Annotated in this window: 11 protein-coding genes; 8 read left to right on the top strand and 3 right to left on the bottom strand. The window is 39.6% G+C overall.

Going from position 1 to position 14,470, the window contains the following annotated elements:
• Nucleotides 1–457: 457 nt before the first annotated feature.
• The gene (locus AC21OH_RS08030) at nucleotides 458–1,432 is read right to left on the bottom strand and encodes a phosphodiester glycosidase family protein (protein ID WP_487370796.1); all 975 of its coding nucleotides are present in this window, start codon (nucleotides 1,430–1,432) and stop codon (nucleotides 458–460) included.
• 146 nt (nucleotides 1,433–1,578) lie between these two features.
• Complete coding sequence (locus AC21OH_RS08025) at nucleotides 1,579–3,321, bottom strand: FMN-binding glutamate synthase family protein (protein WP_487370797.1); 1,743 nt, start codon at nucleotides 3,319–3,321, stop codon at nucleotides 1,579–1,581.
• A 525-nt stretch (nucleotides 3,322–3,846) separates the two neighbouring features.
• On the opposite strand from AC21OH_RS08025, the gene ndk reads away from it, so the two are divergent.
• The 8 genes from ndk to bamB all read left to right on the top strand — a co-directional run bounded on the left by ndk (nucleotide 3,847) and on the right by bamB (nucleotide 13,313).
• Entirely contained in the window at nucleotides 3,847–4,278 is a 432-nt protein-coding gene (ndk, locus tag AC21OH_RS08020; protein ID WP_487370798.1) for a nucleoside-diphosphate kinase, read from the top strand.
• Nucleotides 4,279–4,569: 291 nt separating this feature from the next.
• The gene (gene rlmN, locus AC21OH_RS08015; RefSeq protein ID WP_487370799.1) at nucleotides 4,570–5,781 is read left to right on the top strand and encodes a dual-specificity RNA methyltransferase RlmN; all 1,212 of its coding nucleotides are present in this window, start codon (nucleotides 4,570–4,572) and stop codon (nucleotides 5,779–5,781) included.
• Nucleotides 5,782–6,115: 334 nt separating this feature from the next.
• Nucleotides 6,116–6,979, top strand: a complete 864-nt coding sequence (gene pilW / locus AC21OH_RS08010; RefSeq protein WP_486536103.1) for a type IV pilus biogenesis/stability protein PilW — start codon at nucleotides 6,116–6,118, stop codon at nucleotides 6,977–6,979.
• Nucleotides 6,970–7,896, top strand: coding sequence for a helix-turn-helix domain-containing protein (locus AC21OH_RS08005; RefSeq protein ID WP_486536104.1), 927 nt, complete (start codon nucleotides 6,970–6,972; stop codon nucleotides 7,894–7,896). Before pilW ends, AC21OH_RS08005 begins: the two co-directional genes overlap by 10 nt.
• 283 nt (nucleotides 7,897–8,179) lie before the next feature.
• Nucleotides 8,180–9,307, top strand: coding sequence for a flavodoxin-dependent (E)-4-hydroxy-3-methylbut-2-enyl-diphosphate synthase (gene ispG / locus AC21OH_RS08000; protein WP_486536105.1), 1,128 nt, complete (start codon nucleotides 8,180–8,182; stop codon nucleotides 9,305–9,307).
• 236 nt (nucleotides 9,308–9,543) lie between these two features.
• Nucleotides 9,544–10,869 carry a histidine--tRNA ligase gene (gene hisS, locus AC21OH_RS07995; RefSeq protein WP_487370800.1) on the top strand — a complete coding sequence of 442 codons (1,326 nt, stop codon included), beginning with the start codon at nucleotides 9,544–9,546 and terminating at the stop codon, nucleotides 10,867–10,869.
• Between the two features lie 241 nt (nucleotides 10,870–11,110).
• On the top strand, nucleotides 11,111–12,025 hold the full coding sequence (locus AC21OH_RS07990; RefSeq protein ID WP_487370801.1) for a YfgM family protein: 915 nt from the start codon (nucleotides 11,111–11,113) through the stop codon (nucleotides 12,023–12,025).
• 91 nt (nucleotides 12,026–12,116) lie between these two features.
• On the top strand, nucleotides 12,117–13,313 hold the full coding sequence (gene bamB / locus AC21OH_RS07985; protein WP_487370802.1) for an outer membrane protein assembly factor BamB: 1,197 nt from the start codon (nucleotides 12,117–12,119) through the stop codon (nucleotides 13,311–13,313).
• Between the two features lie 127 nt (nucleotides 13,314–13,440).
• Here the strand turns inward: bamB and AC21OH_RS07980 are convergent, their stop codons facing one another.
• A complete protein-coding gene (locus tag AC21OH_RS07980; RefSeq protein ID WP_487370803.1) occupies nucleotides 13,441–14,439 on the bottom strand; it encodes a DUF1853 family protein in 999 nt (332 codons plus the stop codon).
• Nucleotides 14,440–14,470 lie beyond the last annotated feature (31 nt).

Genomic DNA, 14,470 nt, shown 5'->3' with positions numbered 1-14,470 from the left:
TCTTAATCTAATTGTAAGGTTAAATAAAAGTTAAATCGGATTTGTGATGCTACATAAAATAGCATGTGTCTAATTTGAATAGAACAGTTCGGATAGACCATTAAATTTTGTGTCTATTGTTGATTGTCATTATCGAGGATTTAGCCGTCAGATGTTTATATATCGACATCTATATATCATCGGTTCTATACTAAAGATTCTATGTTGAAGGCTTATACAAAAGAGCCTGTATTATAGTCTTAATACGTAAAAGCCAGTTTTAAGGTCTATATACTATAGTCAAAGAAATCTAAAATGGATACAAGGTAACCGAGTGCGAGTACTGCTATAGTAGGGCGAGCGAGGTTAACACCCTAACCGTTTAGTATTTCGCTGATTATAAAACAGCGACGATATAAAATAATATGCGTATTGTAGCAAACTTCATTGGATAGGGGGCAAGCTAATATAGGCATATTTATTTTGCAGGATTAGTTTGTTCAACCAGACCCAGCATAACCCCCATGTTTTTATCATCTTTAATATTAATGCTAGGCGCGTATAGGGCAGAGGCAATACCCCCATCTAAAAATAAAGCTTGGGGGCAATTCAAAGCGTCTTTAAAATATGCGGCAAACTGATAAAAGTTAACCGGCTCAGTACTGGTCACAAACTTGACGCTGTCATCTTCACAGATTCCAACTCCATTGCGAATCTTAAGTGAGTTACTAGACTCATTGAATTTAGGATGGATAGTATTGTCAATGACGAGCATAGGGCCAGATTGAGTGGCATACCATGGCGTCGTCGACCCCTCTTTTAGCATTGCGTCAAATTGATGACTCTCTGTGACATGAAAGTTATTATGTTTATCCCACCAAAAGATGCCATTTGGAGTCAAATGAAAGTTACCCACGCCTTCATTTAAATTCAACGACAAAATTTGCTGTCCTTGTATGACTGTATAGCCTATAGGCGCAAAATCAGCATCATACATTCCAGCGTTTGCAGCAAATATTAAAGTGGTATCATCCTCTAAATCGTTGATCAAAGTGTCAAATTTATAAAGTGGTTTGATAGATTGATCGGTATCGGCAAACGTGATTGGTTCGATGTTATTATTTTGCACGGCTTGCATAGCTTGAACAGTGTCTTGATTTTTAACTGAGATAGGCTCAGAGCTCTTTGGCTGAGTTTTGCCTGACTTCCAGAATAATTTAAGGTTAAGTTGATCGTTGTCTTTAAGCGCTTGTTGCGAGACGTCACACAGTGCATGATTAAAAGGTGCCTTCTTTATTTGGCAGTATTCGCCTTTCAGCGGCGCCTCGTTATTATTAATCGTGTGCATGATTGATTTTAAATCATCTTTACACCCCATCAATAGCGTACAAGCCAATAATATAGGCAAAGATAATTTTAATAATAATATGGGCTTTAGCGGTGGTGTTAACACGGTGTAGGTATCTCAAATTAGGGTTCAATAAAATTTCATACACAAGGTAAAACAAGGTTTGATTCAGACAGAGTCAGTTATTTTATGACATTATTATAACCGATAAATACAAGCGGGCCGTATGATAACAACCCGCTTTTTTATGACTATAACATTAACTCAACATTACCTATATTACCGCTATCTATGTTTTTATCGTTATCTCTTGAGTCTTTGTTGTAAGCAACATAGGCTTCATTATCTGCTTTAAAGCTATTAGGATCCGCCATGACCCACATTTGATTATAAATATCAGCACGAGCGCTGCCATCAATTAGGACACCTTCATCTGTAAAGTAAAAGAATTTTGATAAAAGTTTGATTGAGCCGTCATTCATGCGGCGGGCAATATGATAGGCATGCAAGTCATCAGGATGCGATAAACCAACAGCGCCAACTATATTTGCTAACGACTTAAGTGTGTTTTGATGGAAGTTTGCCACACGCTGAGCTTTACCGGGCACATCAAGCGCCTTTTGACGATAGGGGTCCTGGGTAGCAACGCCAGTCGGGCAAGTGTTGGTATGACAAGAGCGAGATTGAATACAGCCGACTGCGAACATAAATCCGCGCGCGGAATTACACCAGTCCGCGCCTAAAGACAGCATTTTAGCCAGATCAAATCCTGATACAATCTTTCCACTAACGCCAACCTTTATTTTATCACGGATGCCAGCACCCACTAAGGTGTTATGCACCAATAAAAACCCATCAATCAAAGGCATACCAACACTGTCCATAAATTCAACTGGAGCAGCACCAGTACCCCCTTCAGCGCCATCGACCACGATAAAGTCAGGATAGTTGTCTTCTTCTATCATGGCTTTAACAATTGCCATGAACTGCCAAGGTTGGCCTATACACAATTTAAAGCCAACTGGTTTGCCGCCTGATAAATCGCGCAGCTGCTGCCAAAAGTGCACCAGTTCACGCGGTGTGCTAAACGCTGAGTGAGTAGAGGGCGAAATACAGTCTTCACCCATCGGTATGCGCCGCGTATCTGCTATCTCTTCAGTAATTTTTTCAGCAGGCAGTACGCCGCCTTTACCGGGTTTAGCGCCTTGAGATAATTTGATCTCAATCATTTTTACTTGATCATCTTTGGCGTTTTGTGCAAAAAGATCTGCATCGAAATTACCGTTTTGATCACGGCAACCAAAGTATCCTGTGCCAAGCTCCCAAATCAAATCGCCGCCAAATTTTCTATGATAGGGACTAATAGCACCTTCACCAGTATCATGAGTAAACTTACCAATTTGAGCGCCTTTATTAAGCGCCATAATGGCATTGCCTGATAAGCTACCAAAGCTCATGGCAGAGATGTTAAAAACAGACATTGAGTAGGGGTGCGAGCAATGATGATTGCCAACCGTTATGCGAAAATCAGTATCTTTAAGCGGTCGACTGTTTTGAGATTGTAAAAACCATTCTTTATCATCTGAATAAAGGTCGTCAAGGGTACCAAAAGCATTAGTATCACTAATATTTTTCGCACGCTGATACACAAGTGCACGCTGCTGGCGCGAAAAAGGTACTTGCTCTTTATCATCTTCAATAAAATATTGACGAATCTCTGGGCGATAGTTTTCTAAAAAATACCGAATATGACCCGCAATAGGGTAGTTATAAAGGACAGCATGCCTTGATTGAGAAATGTCATATAATCCAACAACGATTAAGGCGGCACAAATAAGTGCCAGCCACCAAACTGAAGTTAATATGGTAACGATTAAGCCAATAGTGACTATGATTAATAGCGCATATCGTTTAAGCGCACTCACTTGATATTGGCGCTCATTTGACTCCATACTGTCATCTTGTGGATTCAAGTCCGTTCGTGATTGTGGCATAATCCGTCCTCTTCTTTCATAACCTTTAAATTCATTTCATCATCTATATGCCGAAATGTTTTATCTGTTGTATTCTTATCTATTGAATTTATATCTATTGTATATGGAAGATAAGTTTTAATTATAACGAAGAATATCTTATTATCCCATGCCTTGAGACGTTAATAATACACTGTGAGTGGTTAGCATTCCTTCTCTATCTAAAATAACCAACTTAATCTAGACAGTCCCTAAGCATTCCATCAAACTGTCTAGATGTTTGGCTTAATGTAAAGTGTCTGATTACATTGTGTATATTTTAGAAAAAAGACCATTTTGCCCTATCATTTATAACTTGAATCGCTATAATAAACGCAGTCTTAACTCATATACGTGAGTTTAACGAATCTTTAGATCATCTCAATACAAAATTTAAGTAGATAAATGTTAGGTGAATGAAATTTGATGAATGTTTAATTTAACGATTTTATTCCCCGAATTTTTATGTTAATAATGTCGATTATTCTATAATAAAAGGAGCTAAACATGGCTATCGAACGTACACTTTCTATTATCAAACCTGATGCTGTAGGCGGCAACCATATTGGTGCAATCTATAGCCGTTTTGAAGAAGCTGGTCTTAAAGTTGTTGGTGCTAAGATGTTGCATCTTGATGATGAAAAAGCAGGCGGATTCTATGCTGAGCATAAAGAGCGTCCATTTTACAATGATCTTGTATCCTTTATGACCTCAGGCCCAGTAGTTGTGTCTGTACTAGAAGGTGAAAATGCGATTGCTAAGCACCGTGAAATCATGGGTGCAACTAACCCAGCTGAAGCAGCTGAAGGAACTATTCGTAAAGACTTCGCGACAAGTATTGACGAAAATGCTGTCCACGGTTCAGACTCTCCTGAATCAGCAGAACGTGAAATTGCTTACTTCTTTGATGAGAATGAAGTTCTAGATCGCACGCGTTAATTTATGGTGTTCGAGCAAATTATTGTCTAGATAATTATCTTATCTGCACAATAACTACGGCTAAGCGATTGCTTAGCCGTTTTTATTATATAATCTCAAGGTTGTATTTATATAAGTTTATATATTCACAAGTTACTTAAGGTATGACAACATTGGCTTAATAATTTTAAGTTAGTATGGTGATTAATGTATCCTAAGCTAAACTTATATAGAAAAAAGGTTTTTAGACCCAATATATTAGACTAAAGAATAGACAAAACAGTAGACAAAAGACTAGACATAAGAAATTATATGACCAAAATACCAATGCAGTCTGCTGATAGCATTCCAGCGACCTATAATCCAAACGATGCAACTTTTACCAAAGTAAATATTCTTGGTATGAGTCAGCAACAATTAGGTGATTACTTCAAACAAATTGGGGAGAAGCCGTTTCGTGCTACCCAAGTTATGAAGTGGATATACCAACATGGGGTTACTGATTTTTCGCAAATGACAAATTTATCCAAAGGATTGCGGGAAAAGTTAAGTCAGCAAGCTTATGTTCAAGCTCCAGAAGTCGTTCATAAAGAGTTTAGTGAAGACGGTACGCGTAAATGGGTATTTAAGGTCGCGGGTGGGTCTTTAGTAGAAACTGTTCTTATTCCTGCTGAAGACGGGAAGATAGAGGGGCGCAAAACCCTATGTATTTCTTCTCAAGTTGGCTGCGCTTTAGATTGTAGTTTTTGTAGTACCGGCAAACAGGGCTTTGAGCGTGACCTTACTGCTGCTGAAATCATTGGACAACTGTGGGTAGCTAATGCGTCTTATATGGAAGATGTTGATCATAGCGACTGGGAAAACAAAGTAACCAATGTGGTGATGATGGGCATGGGTGAGCCGCTGCTTAATTACCAGCCTGTAGTGGCGTCAATGAGTTTGATGTTGTCTGATCATGCGTATGGGTTGTCAAAGCGCCGTGTGACGCTATCAACCTCTGGTGTGGTGCCCAAGATGTACGATTTGTACCAAGACATTGATGTTGCATTGGCCATCTCCCTTCACGCTCCAAATGATGAGCTGCGAAATGAGCTGGTGCCTATTAACAAAAAGTACCCGCTTAATGAATTAATAGCGGCGGCAAAAGCGTATGTGTTTGACAACAATCCTCGCCATAAAAAACACGTTACCATCGAATATGTAATGCTCGCTGGTGTCAACGATAGTGATGAACACGCGTATCAATTAGTCACCCTACTAGATGGCTTACCTAGCAAAATTAATCTAATTCCATTTAACCCATTCCCGCATGCCCCTTACGATCGATCGAGCAATAACCGTATCCACGCTTTTAGTAATATCCTAAATAATGCAGGCTTTGTCTGCACTATTCGTCAAACTCGCGGCGATGATATCGATGCAGCGTGTGGTCAATTAGTTGGACAAGTCGCTGATAGAACACGTCGCTCTGCCAAATGGCAGCAAAGCATTAAAGAGCGTAATATGAACAAACAAGAGGTTTAGTATTCGTTGATCCTAAATATTAACTTGAAGTGCAATCTTATGGTAAATTAATATTAAAATAATAATTATTAAAGTTCACTATAGTCAGCCAACTACTATAGGTTACGGCGTTAACCTCGCTGAGCATACATGAGTAGTACTTGCACTCGGTTGCCTTGTAACTATTTAAGATTTCTTTGACTTTAACTATTAAGTTAAGGTTACAATAAGTTTTAAAAATGAGTTTTAATAAGATTAAGCCATCATTTTGATTGATTGCTTGATAAGTTAGTATACTAATTATAAAATCTGCAACGACTCGTATTATTCGCTCAAGATAATTATAGGGACTAAAATGTCAGGCAAACCTTGTCATCACAATTCAATCTCAGTATTGATGGTTGCTATAATTAGCTTAGCAACAGCAGGACTAACAGGATGTGTCTCAAATAATACTGATATTGACCAAGTTGGTGGTTATTCAGCTGGCAGTTCTGCATCTAGTAATAATTCTGATAAAGCGGCAGCGATTCGAACACAGATGGCAGCCCAGTATATATCAAAAAATCAATTGGACGCCGCTAAGCGGCAATTAGAGAAAGCCTTAGCTTCTAATAAACGTTATGCACCCGCCTATGATATGATGGGGGTTTTATTACAAAGAGAAGGTAGTCAAAGTAACGTTATTAAAGCAGAAGCGTATTTTTTGAAGGCCATACAGTTTGATCCAAGCTTTATGCAAGCGCATAACAACTACGGCGTTTACTTATCTCAGTTAGGACGTGACGACGAAGCGCTTGAGCAGTTCGAGTTAGCAGGTTCAGCCCTTGGTTATGAAGGCCGTATTGGCGCACTAGAAAACCTTGGTCGTACTGCATTGAAGTTAGATAATACAACGCTTGCCAGTCAATCCTTTGTTAGAGTACTTGAAAACGATAGAAATAATGTGATTGCTCATATTGAGCTTATAGATATTTTGATCGATAGTAATCGTATTAGCCAAGCACAGAATTTGTATAACGAGTTGTTAGTTCTTGTTGGTGATAGTGCAAACCAAGTACCCCGAATATTATTCCAGGGTATCAAGCTTGCACATTTACAAAATAATTTATCTCATAAAGAAAAACTTTCGCGACAGCTTTTAGCAGACTTTCCGCTAAGTGAAGAGGCAAGCAAGTTAAGAGTTTTGATTCGTAACCCAGAGGCATCATGGAAATAAATAATAAAAAACCTTTGACTCCTAATACTGATACATCCAACCAAAATTTTGGCTCATTTGGTCATCGACTCAAGCAAGAACGAGTGAAACAAAATTTGAGTATTGATGATGTGTCAAACGAGCTTTTCATTTTGAATCGTCACCTAGAAGCGATAGAAGCTGAAAACTTTAAATCTTTACCTCAAATTGCATTTACACGTGGCTTTGTATCAAACTATGCTAAGTTTTTGGGGTTAGATGCTGAACAGATTATTGAAAGCTTTAATCGGGCTTATCCTGACGAATTAAGACGCAAAAATGTAGATGATATCGAATCTCCGCTAAAGCCTATGGGGACTTTACAGCGTGAAGGCGGACGATCGTTACGTATCAATCCATTACTTATCTTAGGTTTAATTGGGTTGATTATTTTGGCCGTATTTTTAATACGTACTGTTTCGAATGCACGTGATGCCAGTCAAGCAGATAATGAAAATATCGAATTGATTGATGATTTTTCTGATGATGAGCAATCGGCTGGAGCCGCTATTGATAGCTCCGTTAGCAGTAGTGGCAGCGCCCTAGATTTAGATGACTCAGTTGCAGCCTCTGGATCTGCGCTAGGTATTGATAACTCAGTAGTTGAGACAAATACTAATGCGGATGATGCAATGACCCAAACTAACTCGGACAACCTTGAAAATTCGACACTTGATTTTTGGGTAAGAGATAACACAAACATAGAAGTGGTTGATGCCACAGGCAATACCTTACTATCGGGCGTGCAGCCTCGAGGTGGCTATAAATTACAGGGTAAACCACCATTTAAAGTTCAAGTAGACGCCGTCTCTAATGTTACTCTAAACCTTAATCAAGTCCCGATTAAATTGAATGACTATTCACAAGATAATAAAGCTAACTTTAGTCTGTCTCCTTAACAACAGATGACTCAATATAGTTTGAGTTCTTATATAGCTAACCGCTTTAAAAGTTGCGTATAAATAAAAATAATAAGTTGCACACAAGTATAAATTAGTAGTGAAATAAAGAAGTAAAACAAAAGTGATATTGCTAAAGGCTGCTTTTTTAAATTGCAGCCTTTATCTTATAATAATTCCCTACAATCATGGTCATATAATAAATTATAATATGACGTTTCAGCGTAAAATACATCTCTATCACGTTACGAATCCTATATTTTTCAGTCAACTGAGAAGCACTATGTCTTTACCCTCTCCTATAAAACGTAAAATCACTAAAAAAATCTATGTTGGCGACGTCGCTGTGGGTGGTGATGCGCCCATAAGTGTACAAAGTATGACCAATACTGACACGTGCGATGTAGAGGCTACCGTCGCTCAGATCAACCGCTGCGTTGATGCAGGAGCAGATATGATGCGGGTATCTACACCAACGATGGATACGGTAGCCGCATTTGCAGAAATAAGAAACCGTGTTGATATCCCACTTATAGCCGACGTACATTTCGATTATAAAATAGCACTTGCTGTCGCAGAAGCAGGGGCGGATTGTCTACGTATCAACCCAGGAAATATTGGTAATGACGCCAAAGTTAGAGAAGTGGTTGCCTGTGCGCGTGATTACAACATACCTATTCGTATTGGCGTAAATGCAGGCTCTCTTGAAAAAGAAATTCAACGTAAATATAAAGAGCCAACCGGTGAGGCTATGGTAGAATCAGCCATGCGTCATATTGATATTTTAGAGCGATTAAACTTTGACCAATACAAAGTTTCAGTAAAAGCCAGCAATGTGTTCTTAACACTCGATGCCTACCGTCTGTTGTCACAAAAAATTGATAACCCGCTACATCTTGGGGTGACAGAAGCGGGTATTTATCGAACAGGTACGGTAAAGTCAGCGATCGCATTAGGCGGTTTACTGCTTGATGGTATCGGAGATACTATCCGTATCTCTTTAGCAGCTGAACCTGAGGATGAAATTAAAGTAGGATTTGATATTTTAAAATCTCTAGGTATCAGAGCAAATGGTATTAACTTTATCGCCTGCCCAAGTTGTTCACGTCAAGAGTTTGACGTTATTAAAGTGATGAATGAGCTTGAAGCGCGTTTAGAAGATGTTCGTATTCCTATGGATGTGTCCGTTATTGGGTGTAAAGTCAATGGGCCTGGCGAAGCGAAAGAGTCTAATATTGGTGTTGTTGGCGCTTCACCTAACTCATTGGTTTACCTTGAGGGTGAAAAAAGCCATTTGATTGATACAACCACTCTGGTGGATAATATAGAAAAGATGGTGCGTGAGCGTGTCAGTAAAGCAGAACAACTAGCTGCTAACGAGATATTACGGGTCGATGGTAACCAGTTTTGATAGTAACCTATCTTAATAATTACCGGTCTTAATAATTACCGGTCTTAATAATTACCGGTCTTAATAATTACCGGTCTTAATAATTAACTATCTTAATAGTTACAAGTATTAATAATTGCCCGTCTTAAAGCAGCTCAAGATAACCGACTTGCCTTTTAACTTACATGATAAGTTTATTTAAGACAGCTCTTTTGTAATAAAACAATAAATAATAAGATAAATATTGGGCAACCATAATGATTAAATCAATTAAAGGATTTAACGACATTCTGCATGTCGCAACCTCAACAAGCTTTGCGAGTGGAGATTGGCGACACTTAGAAACGATATTACGTGAGGTATTGGATCAGTACGGCTACGAAGAGATCAGACTGCCTATCGTTGAGGAGACGCAGTTATTTGCCCGTGCTATTGGGGATGCCACTGACATCGTTGAAAAAGAGATGTTCAGCTTTACAGATAAGTCAGATCCACCCACTCCCATTACTTTACGTCCAGAGGGTACTGCGGGAGCAGTTCGCGCTGTCATCGAGCATAATTTACTACGCGGTGAAAGTCCTAAGCTTTGGTACATGGGACCCATGTTTAGATATGAGCAACCACAAAAGGGTCGTTACCGTCAGTTTCACCAATTAGGTGTAGAGGTGTTTGGCTGTGAACATGTTGATGTTGAAGCAGAACTCATAGCCATGACCCATATGATGTGGAAGCGGTTAGGTATCGACCACGAGCTTACACTTGAGATAAATAGCTTGGGAGAGTCTGATGAGCGTTTGGCTTATCGTGACGCATTGGTAGAATTTTTAACTGCTAAAAAAGACACTTTAGATAGTGATAGTCAACGCCGCCTGACGACGAATCCTTTACGTATATTAGACAGTAAAGACAAAAATACCCAAACTATATTAGCAGACGCGCCCCAGTTATCAGATTACTTAGGGGAAGAAAGTCGCGAACATTTTGAGCTATTGCAGCGCTATCTAAAAGCACTGGGAATAGACTATACTATAAACCCGAAATTAGTACGCGGGCTAGACTACTATAACAAGACTGTATTTGAGTGGGTAACAGATAAGCTCGGTGCTCAAGCGACAGTCTGTGCTGGAGGACGGTATGATGGCTTGATTGGTCAGTTAAAATCTATTGGCAAATCTGCCGATAAAGAAAGTAAGATCAAATCTGATCCAGGCGTTGGCTTTGCTATGGGGCTTGAGCGCTTATTATTGTTAGTCGATGCGGTAAACCCACTTCCTACTAAGCCTGTTTGTGACGTGTTTGTCGTCGTACATCCTGATTGGTATGAAGCAGGTTTGATTTATGCCCAGTCATTACGTATGGCGCGCTATGATTTAAGCGTTAAAATGTCGAGTGCGACTAGCTTAAAGTCGCAGATGAAAAAAGCCGATAAGTCAGGCGCGAGCCTTACTGTCATCATTGCTCAAGATGAAATAGAAAGTGATACAATCAGTGTTAAGACTATGTCCACCGGTAATCAAGAACGTCATGACCGTCTGTGGTTACATGAAGCGGATAACTATTCTTCGGCAACTAAACTTAAGTAACTGACTTCAAGTAACTGGATTAAAGTAACTGGATCAAAGATCTAGTCGTATAGAAGTCTGTCGGAGAAAAATCACTTCTTGATTGACAGCGATTAATGATGGTCTTGATGTTAATTTTTTCAAAATAATGATTGTATAAAAAAAACTAATTGTTTAAAAAGCTAATTGTTTAAATATTATTTAGCGCTCTGTAAGAAATATTATATAACTTAATTTAAAGATTTAACCACTAGGTAGAATTATGGCCAAACGTCCCATTACCGTATCTTCTGATGCAAATGATCCTAATAACGATCAACAATCTATGGAAAAGCTAAAGAAGTCTGCGGGCTATATATTAGGCATTATCGTAGTGGCTTTGGCAGCATATTTTGGATGGAGTTACTTTCAAAGCTCATCGGTAAAAACGGACACCGTAGCCGCCGAAAAATATGCCCTTATAGATACGATGAATGAAGATCTAAGATATAATCCTAATATTGATGGCTCAAATGATGCAGCGGTACAACAGTTGAATGATCAAATTGATGCTCTAGTGGCAGACCATGGATCAACTATTTACGCGTGGCAAGCTTTAATGATTAAAGCCCGTCTTGCGGTAGACAGTGATGACTTTGAAACTGCAAAAGAGGCGCTTAATAAGGCCATGCAAATTGATCTAAAAGACGCAGGCCTTCACGCCATTACCCAATTACGCTATGCCACTGTATTACTTGCCAGTGGTGATATTGAAGCGGCTTTACATCAGGCTTCAATCGATGTGCCAGTACCTTTTGAGCCAACACAGCAAGAGATATTGGGCGATATATTTATAGAGCAGGGTAAACAAGATGAAGCGGTACGTGCTTACGAAAATGCTTGGAGCTTATTATCTAAACGACAAGAAGAACGAGAGGTTTTGCGTCTTAAGCTTGAAAGTTTAGGGGTTAATCCTGAACCAATTGAACTTGGACCTCAAATAGTCAGTCAATCTAATATGACGCCGTCTGGGATACAAGAGGTTCCTGAAGCCGACACCGAAGTTGAAACTGAATCTACTACTGAATCTGAAGGATTGGTTAAGACTCATAGTGAAAGTGCAAATACTGATCCATCTGGAACTAGCTCCTTAGAAGATGCTTCTTCAGAAAATATGTTAGAAGAAGTAGAGCAATAACTTTAAAGTAATTTATTAGGGGCTGGCTGTATTAGATATTTGCCCCCATACCCATAGAGTTTATTTAAATATTAACAGAGCCGAGACCATTATGCATACTGATAAAGCCAAAACGTCACTGACCCAAGTCATTACTCAAACTTCTCTGATTGGTGTGTTTTGTGCCGCTATTGCCGTCTCGACAGGGTGCAGTAAGACGATCAAACCTGAGGTGAATAAACCCTCCAAATTAGTACAGCTTGAGCAGAGTGTAAAGGTCATCGATCCTGTGTTCCAAACATCCTTAAAGGGTCGTACTAAGCTTGCAGAGGTAAACCGCTTTAATGTAGGATTTGATGGTCGTCAAGTTGTAGCAGCCTCTGGTTCAGGTAATGTTGAAAGCTACGGTTTAGATGGCGAAAGACTATGGAAAGCTAATGTGAACGAGCCTATAGTTGGGGGCGTAGCCTTTGATAGTGCAAGTAAAACTGCTGTAGTCAGCACTAAGTCTGCACGAGTTATTGCTTTTGATACCACAACAGGTAACGTCAAGTGGGAAAGTAAGCTTGGCGGCACCGTGCTATCTCCTGCTTTGATTCATAATAATCGCGTGGTGTTATCGGGAAATGATGGTGTTATGTATGGTCTGGCTTTACAGACTGGCGCTGTTATATGGCAGTACACCACTCAAGCCCCTGCGATAAGTGTACGAGGTAGTTCATCACCCATATTACTCGGTTCGCAATCTGTACTTATTGGCGGCGCCGATGGACGTCTGCATGCTGTCGATATCGAAACAGGTATACCTGAATGGAACCGCAGAGTGGGCATTCCATCAGGAGCCAGTGAAGTGCAGCGTATGACAGATGTTGATGGTACTCCGGTCATTGATAATGGTCAGCTTTATGCAATAAGCTACAGTGGCCAATTAATTGGAGTTGATTTGGTCAATAGTCAAATCATGTTCCTCCAAGAAGCCGCGAGTCGCAATAGCGTCGCCGTTGTTGGAAATGCGGTTATCGTAACGACATTGGATGGTATGGTAATTGCCTATCATCGAACGACGGGAGAGCTAATGTGGAAGAACGATGCACTTGCTTATCGTAAGCTGAGTAATCCACAACTAATAGGTAATTATATAGCCATTGGTGATTTAGATGGCGTGATTCATATCCTATCTCCAGAAAGTGGACGTATTATGAGCCGTACAAAAACAAAGGGCGCTATCAACAAACTTAGTAGTGTTTCAGATTATTTATTAACGCAGACGACTTCGGGGCAAGTTAATGCATGGAGGTTAGTACGGTAAACCGTCTTTCTTACATGTGTTTAGCTAGTTATTTGTTTAGTTATTCGTTTAGCAAGTTATAAGCTTAGCTAAGTTTCCGTTTAATGATGTAACCGTTTAATAAAGTACTCGGTTAGCGGTTATCTGTTTAGCTGATTTTAATAACCAAAGGTTCGCTGTCGTAAATATATAGCCCTGTCGAAATATCTTTAAAGTCTAATGGTGTGTAAGGCCAAGCTTCTAACTTCGCTCGTCGCCTAGCCAATTCATCTTTTCTTAGGTTAGGATCTAATACAGGCGTGGTTGAACGCATTAGAAAGCTTGCCTCGTAAAATGGACGATGTGTAAACCATTCAATATAATGAGCAGGACGCAGCTTATCAACATTTAGTGACTCAAAGTCATCGCGGTTATTGATATAACACCAGTTATGCATAGGGAAGCTTCCATTTAGCCACTCTGGTAACATGCGTTTACGCTCATCAAAGGGTTTAAAAAACCGACCTTTTAACACAGCAAAGCGCTTGTCGATCTTTACCTTTTCATAAAAATCCAGATCTACCCAAACGCTACGAAAAGGTTTGGTTTGCATATGTACTAACTTACGCTCAAGCGTATCGCGTGAATTGATACCTACCCAGTCTGAAAAAACATAAGGCGCACTACCCAAATAAAATTTAACTGCCAGTTCCCAATGTTCAATATCCATGGTGTCATGGTTGCGTAAGATAAAATCAAGTTCACCTGTAGTTTCAAGTCCTTTATATAATTGAATATTATGAGCTACTACTTCAAAAGGGTGCAAATTGAGTCGATAGCCATCTTCTAGCCAATAATGCAATAACCCTTCAAAATGAAAGCCAAGCCGATACGGGCTAGGCCGTGACATTAGGTAACGGGTTAAGTCTTGATAAGCTTCAGTATTATCAAGCTCATGTAGACGAGAGGCATAACTGTCATATTGTTCACGCCAAAAGTCAATATCGTGTACATTTATGATAGGAGAGACCATATCGGGGTGGGGTGATACCCAATGGGTCAACGCATCGGGACACGCCAATGCAAACGCTAAGTCGCGTACAAATGGGCGGTTGTAAGTCTGCCAAGGTGCAGTAGCTGTAGATGGCTGATTTGAGTCTGTTAGCATGTGTGATAAGGTCTATTTCAATTAATAAATA

The organism is Psychrobacter sp. CX10 (assembly GCF_057621575.2).
This window is presented reverse-complemented; position numbering and strand designations above follow the sequence as displayed.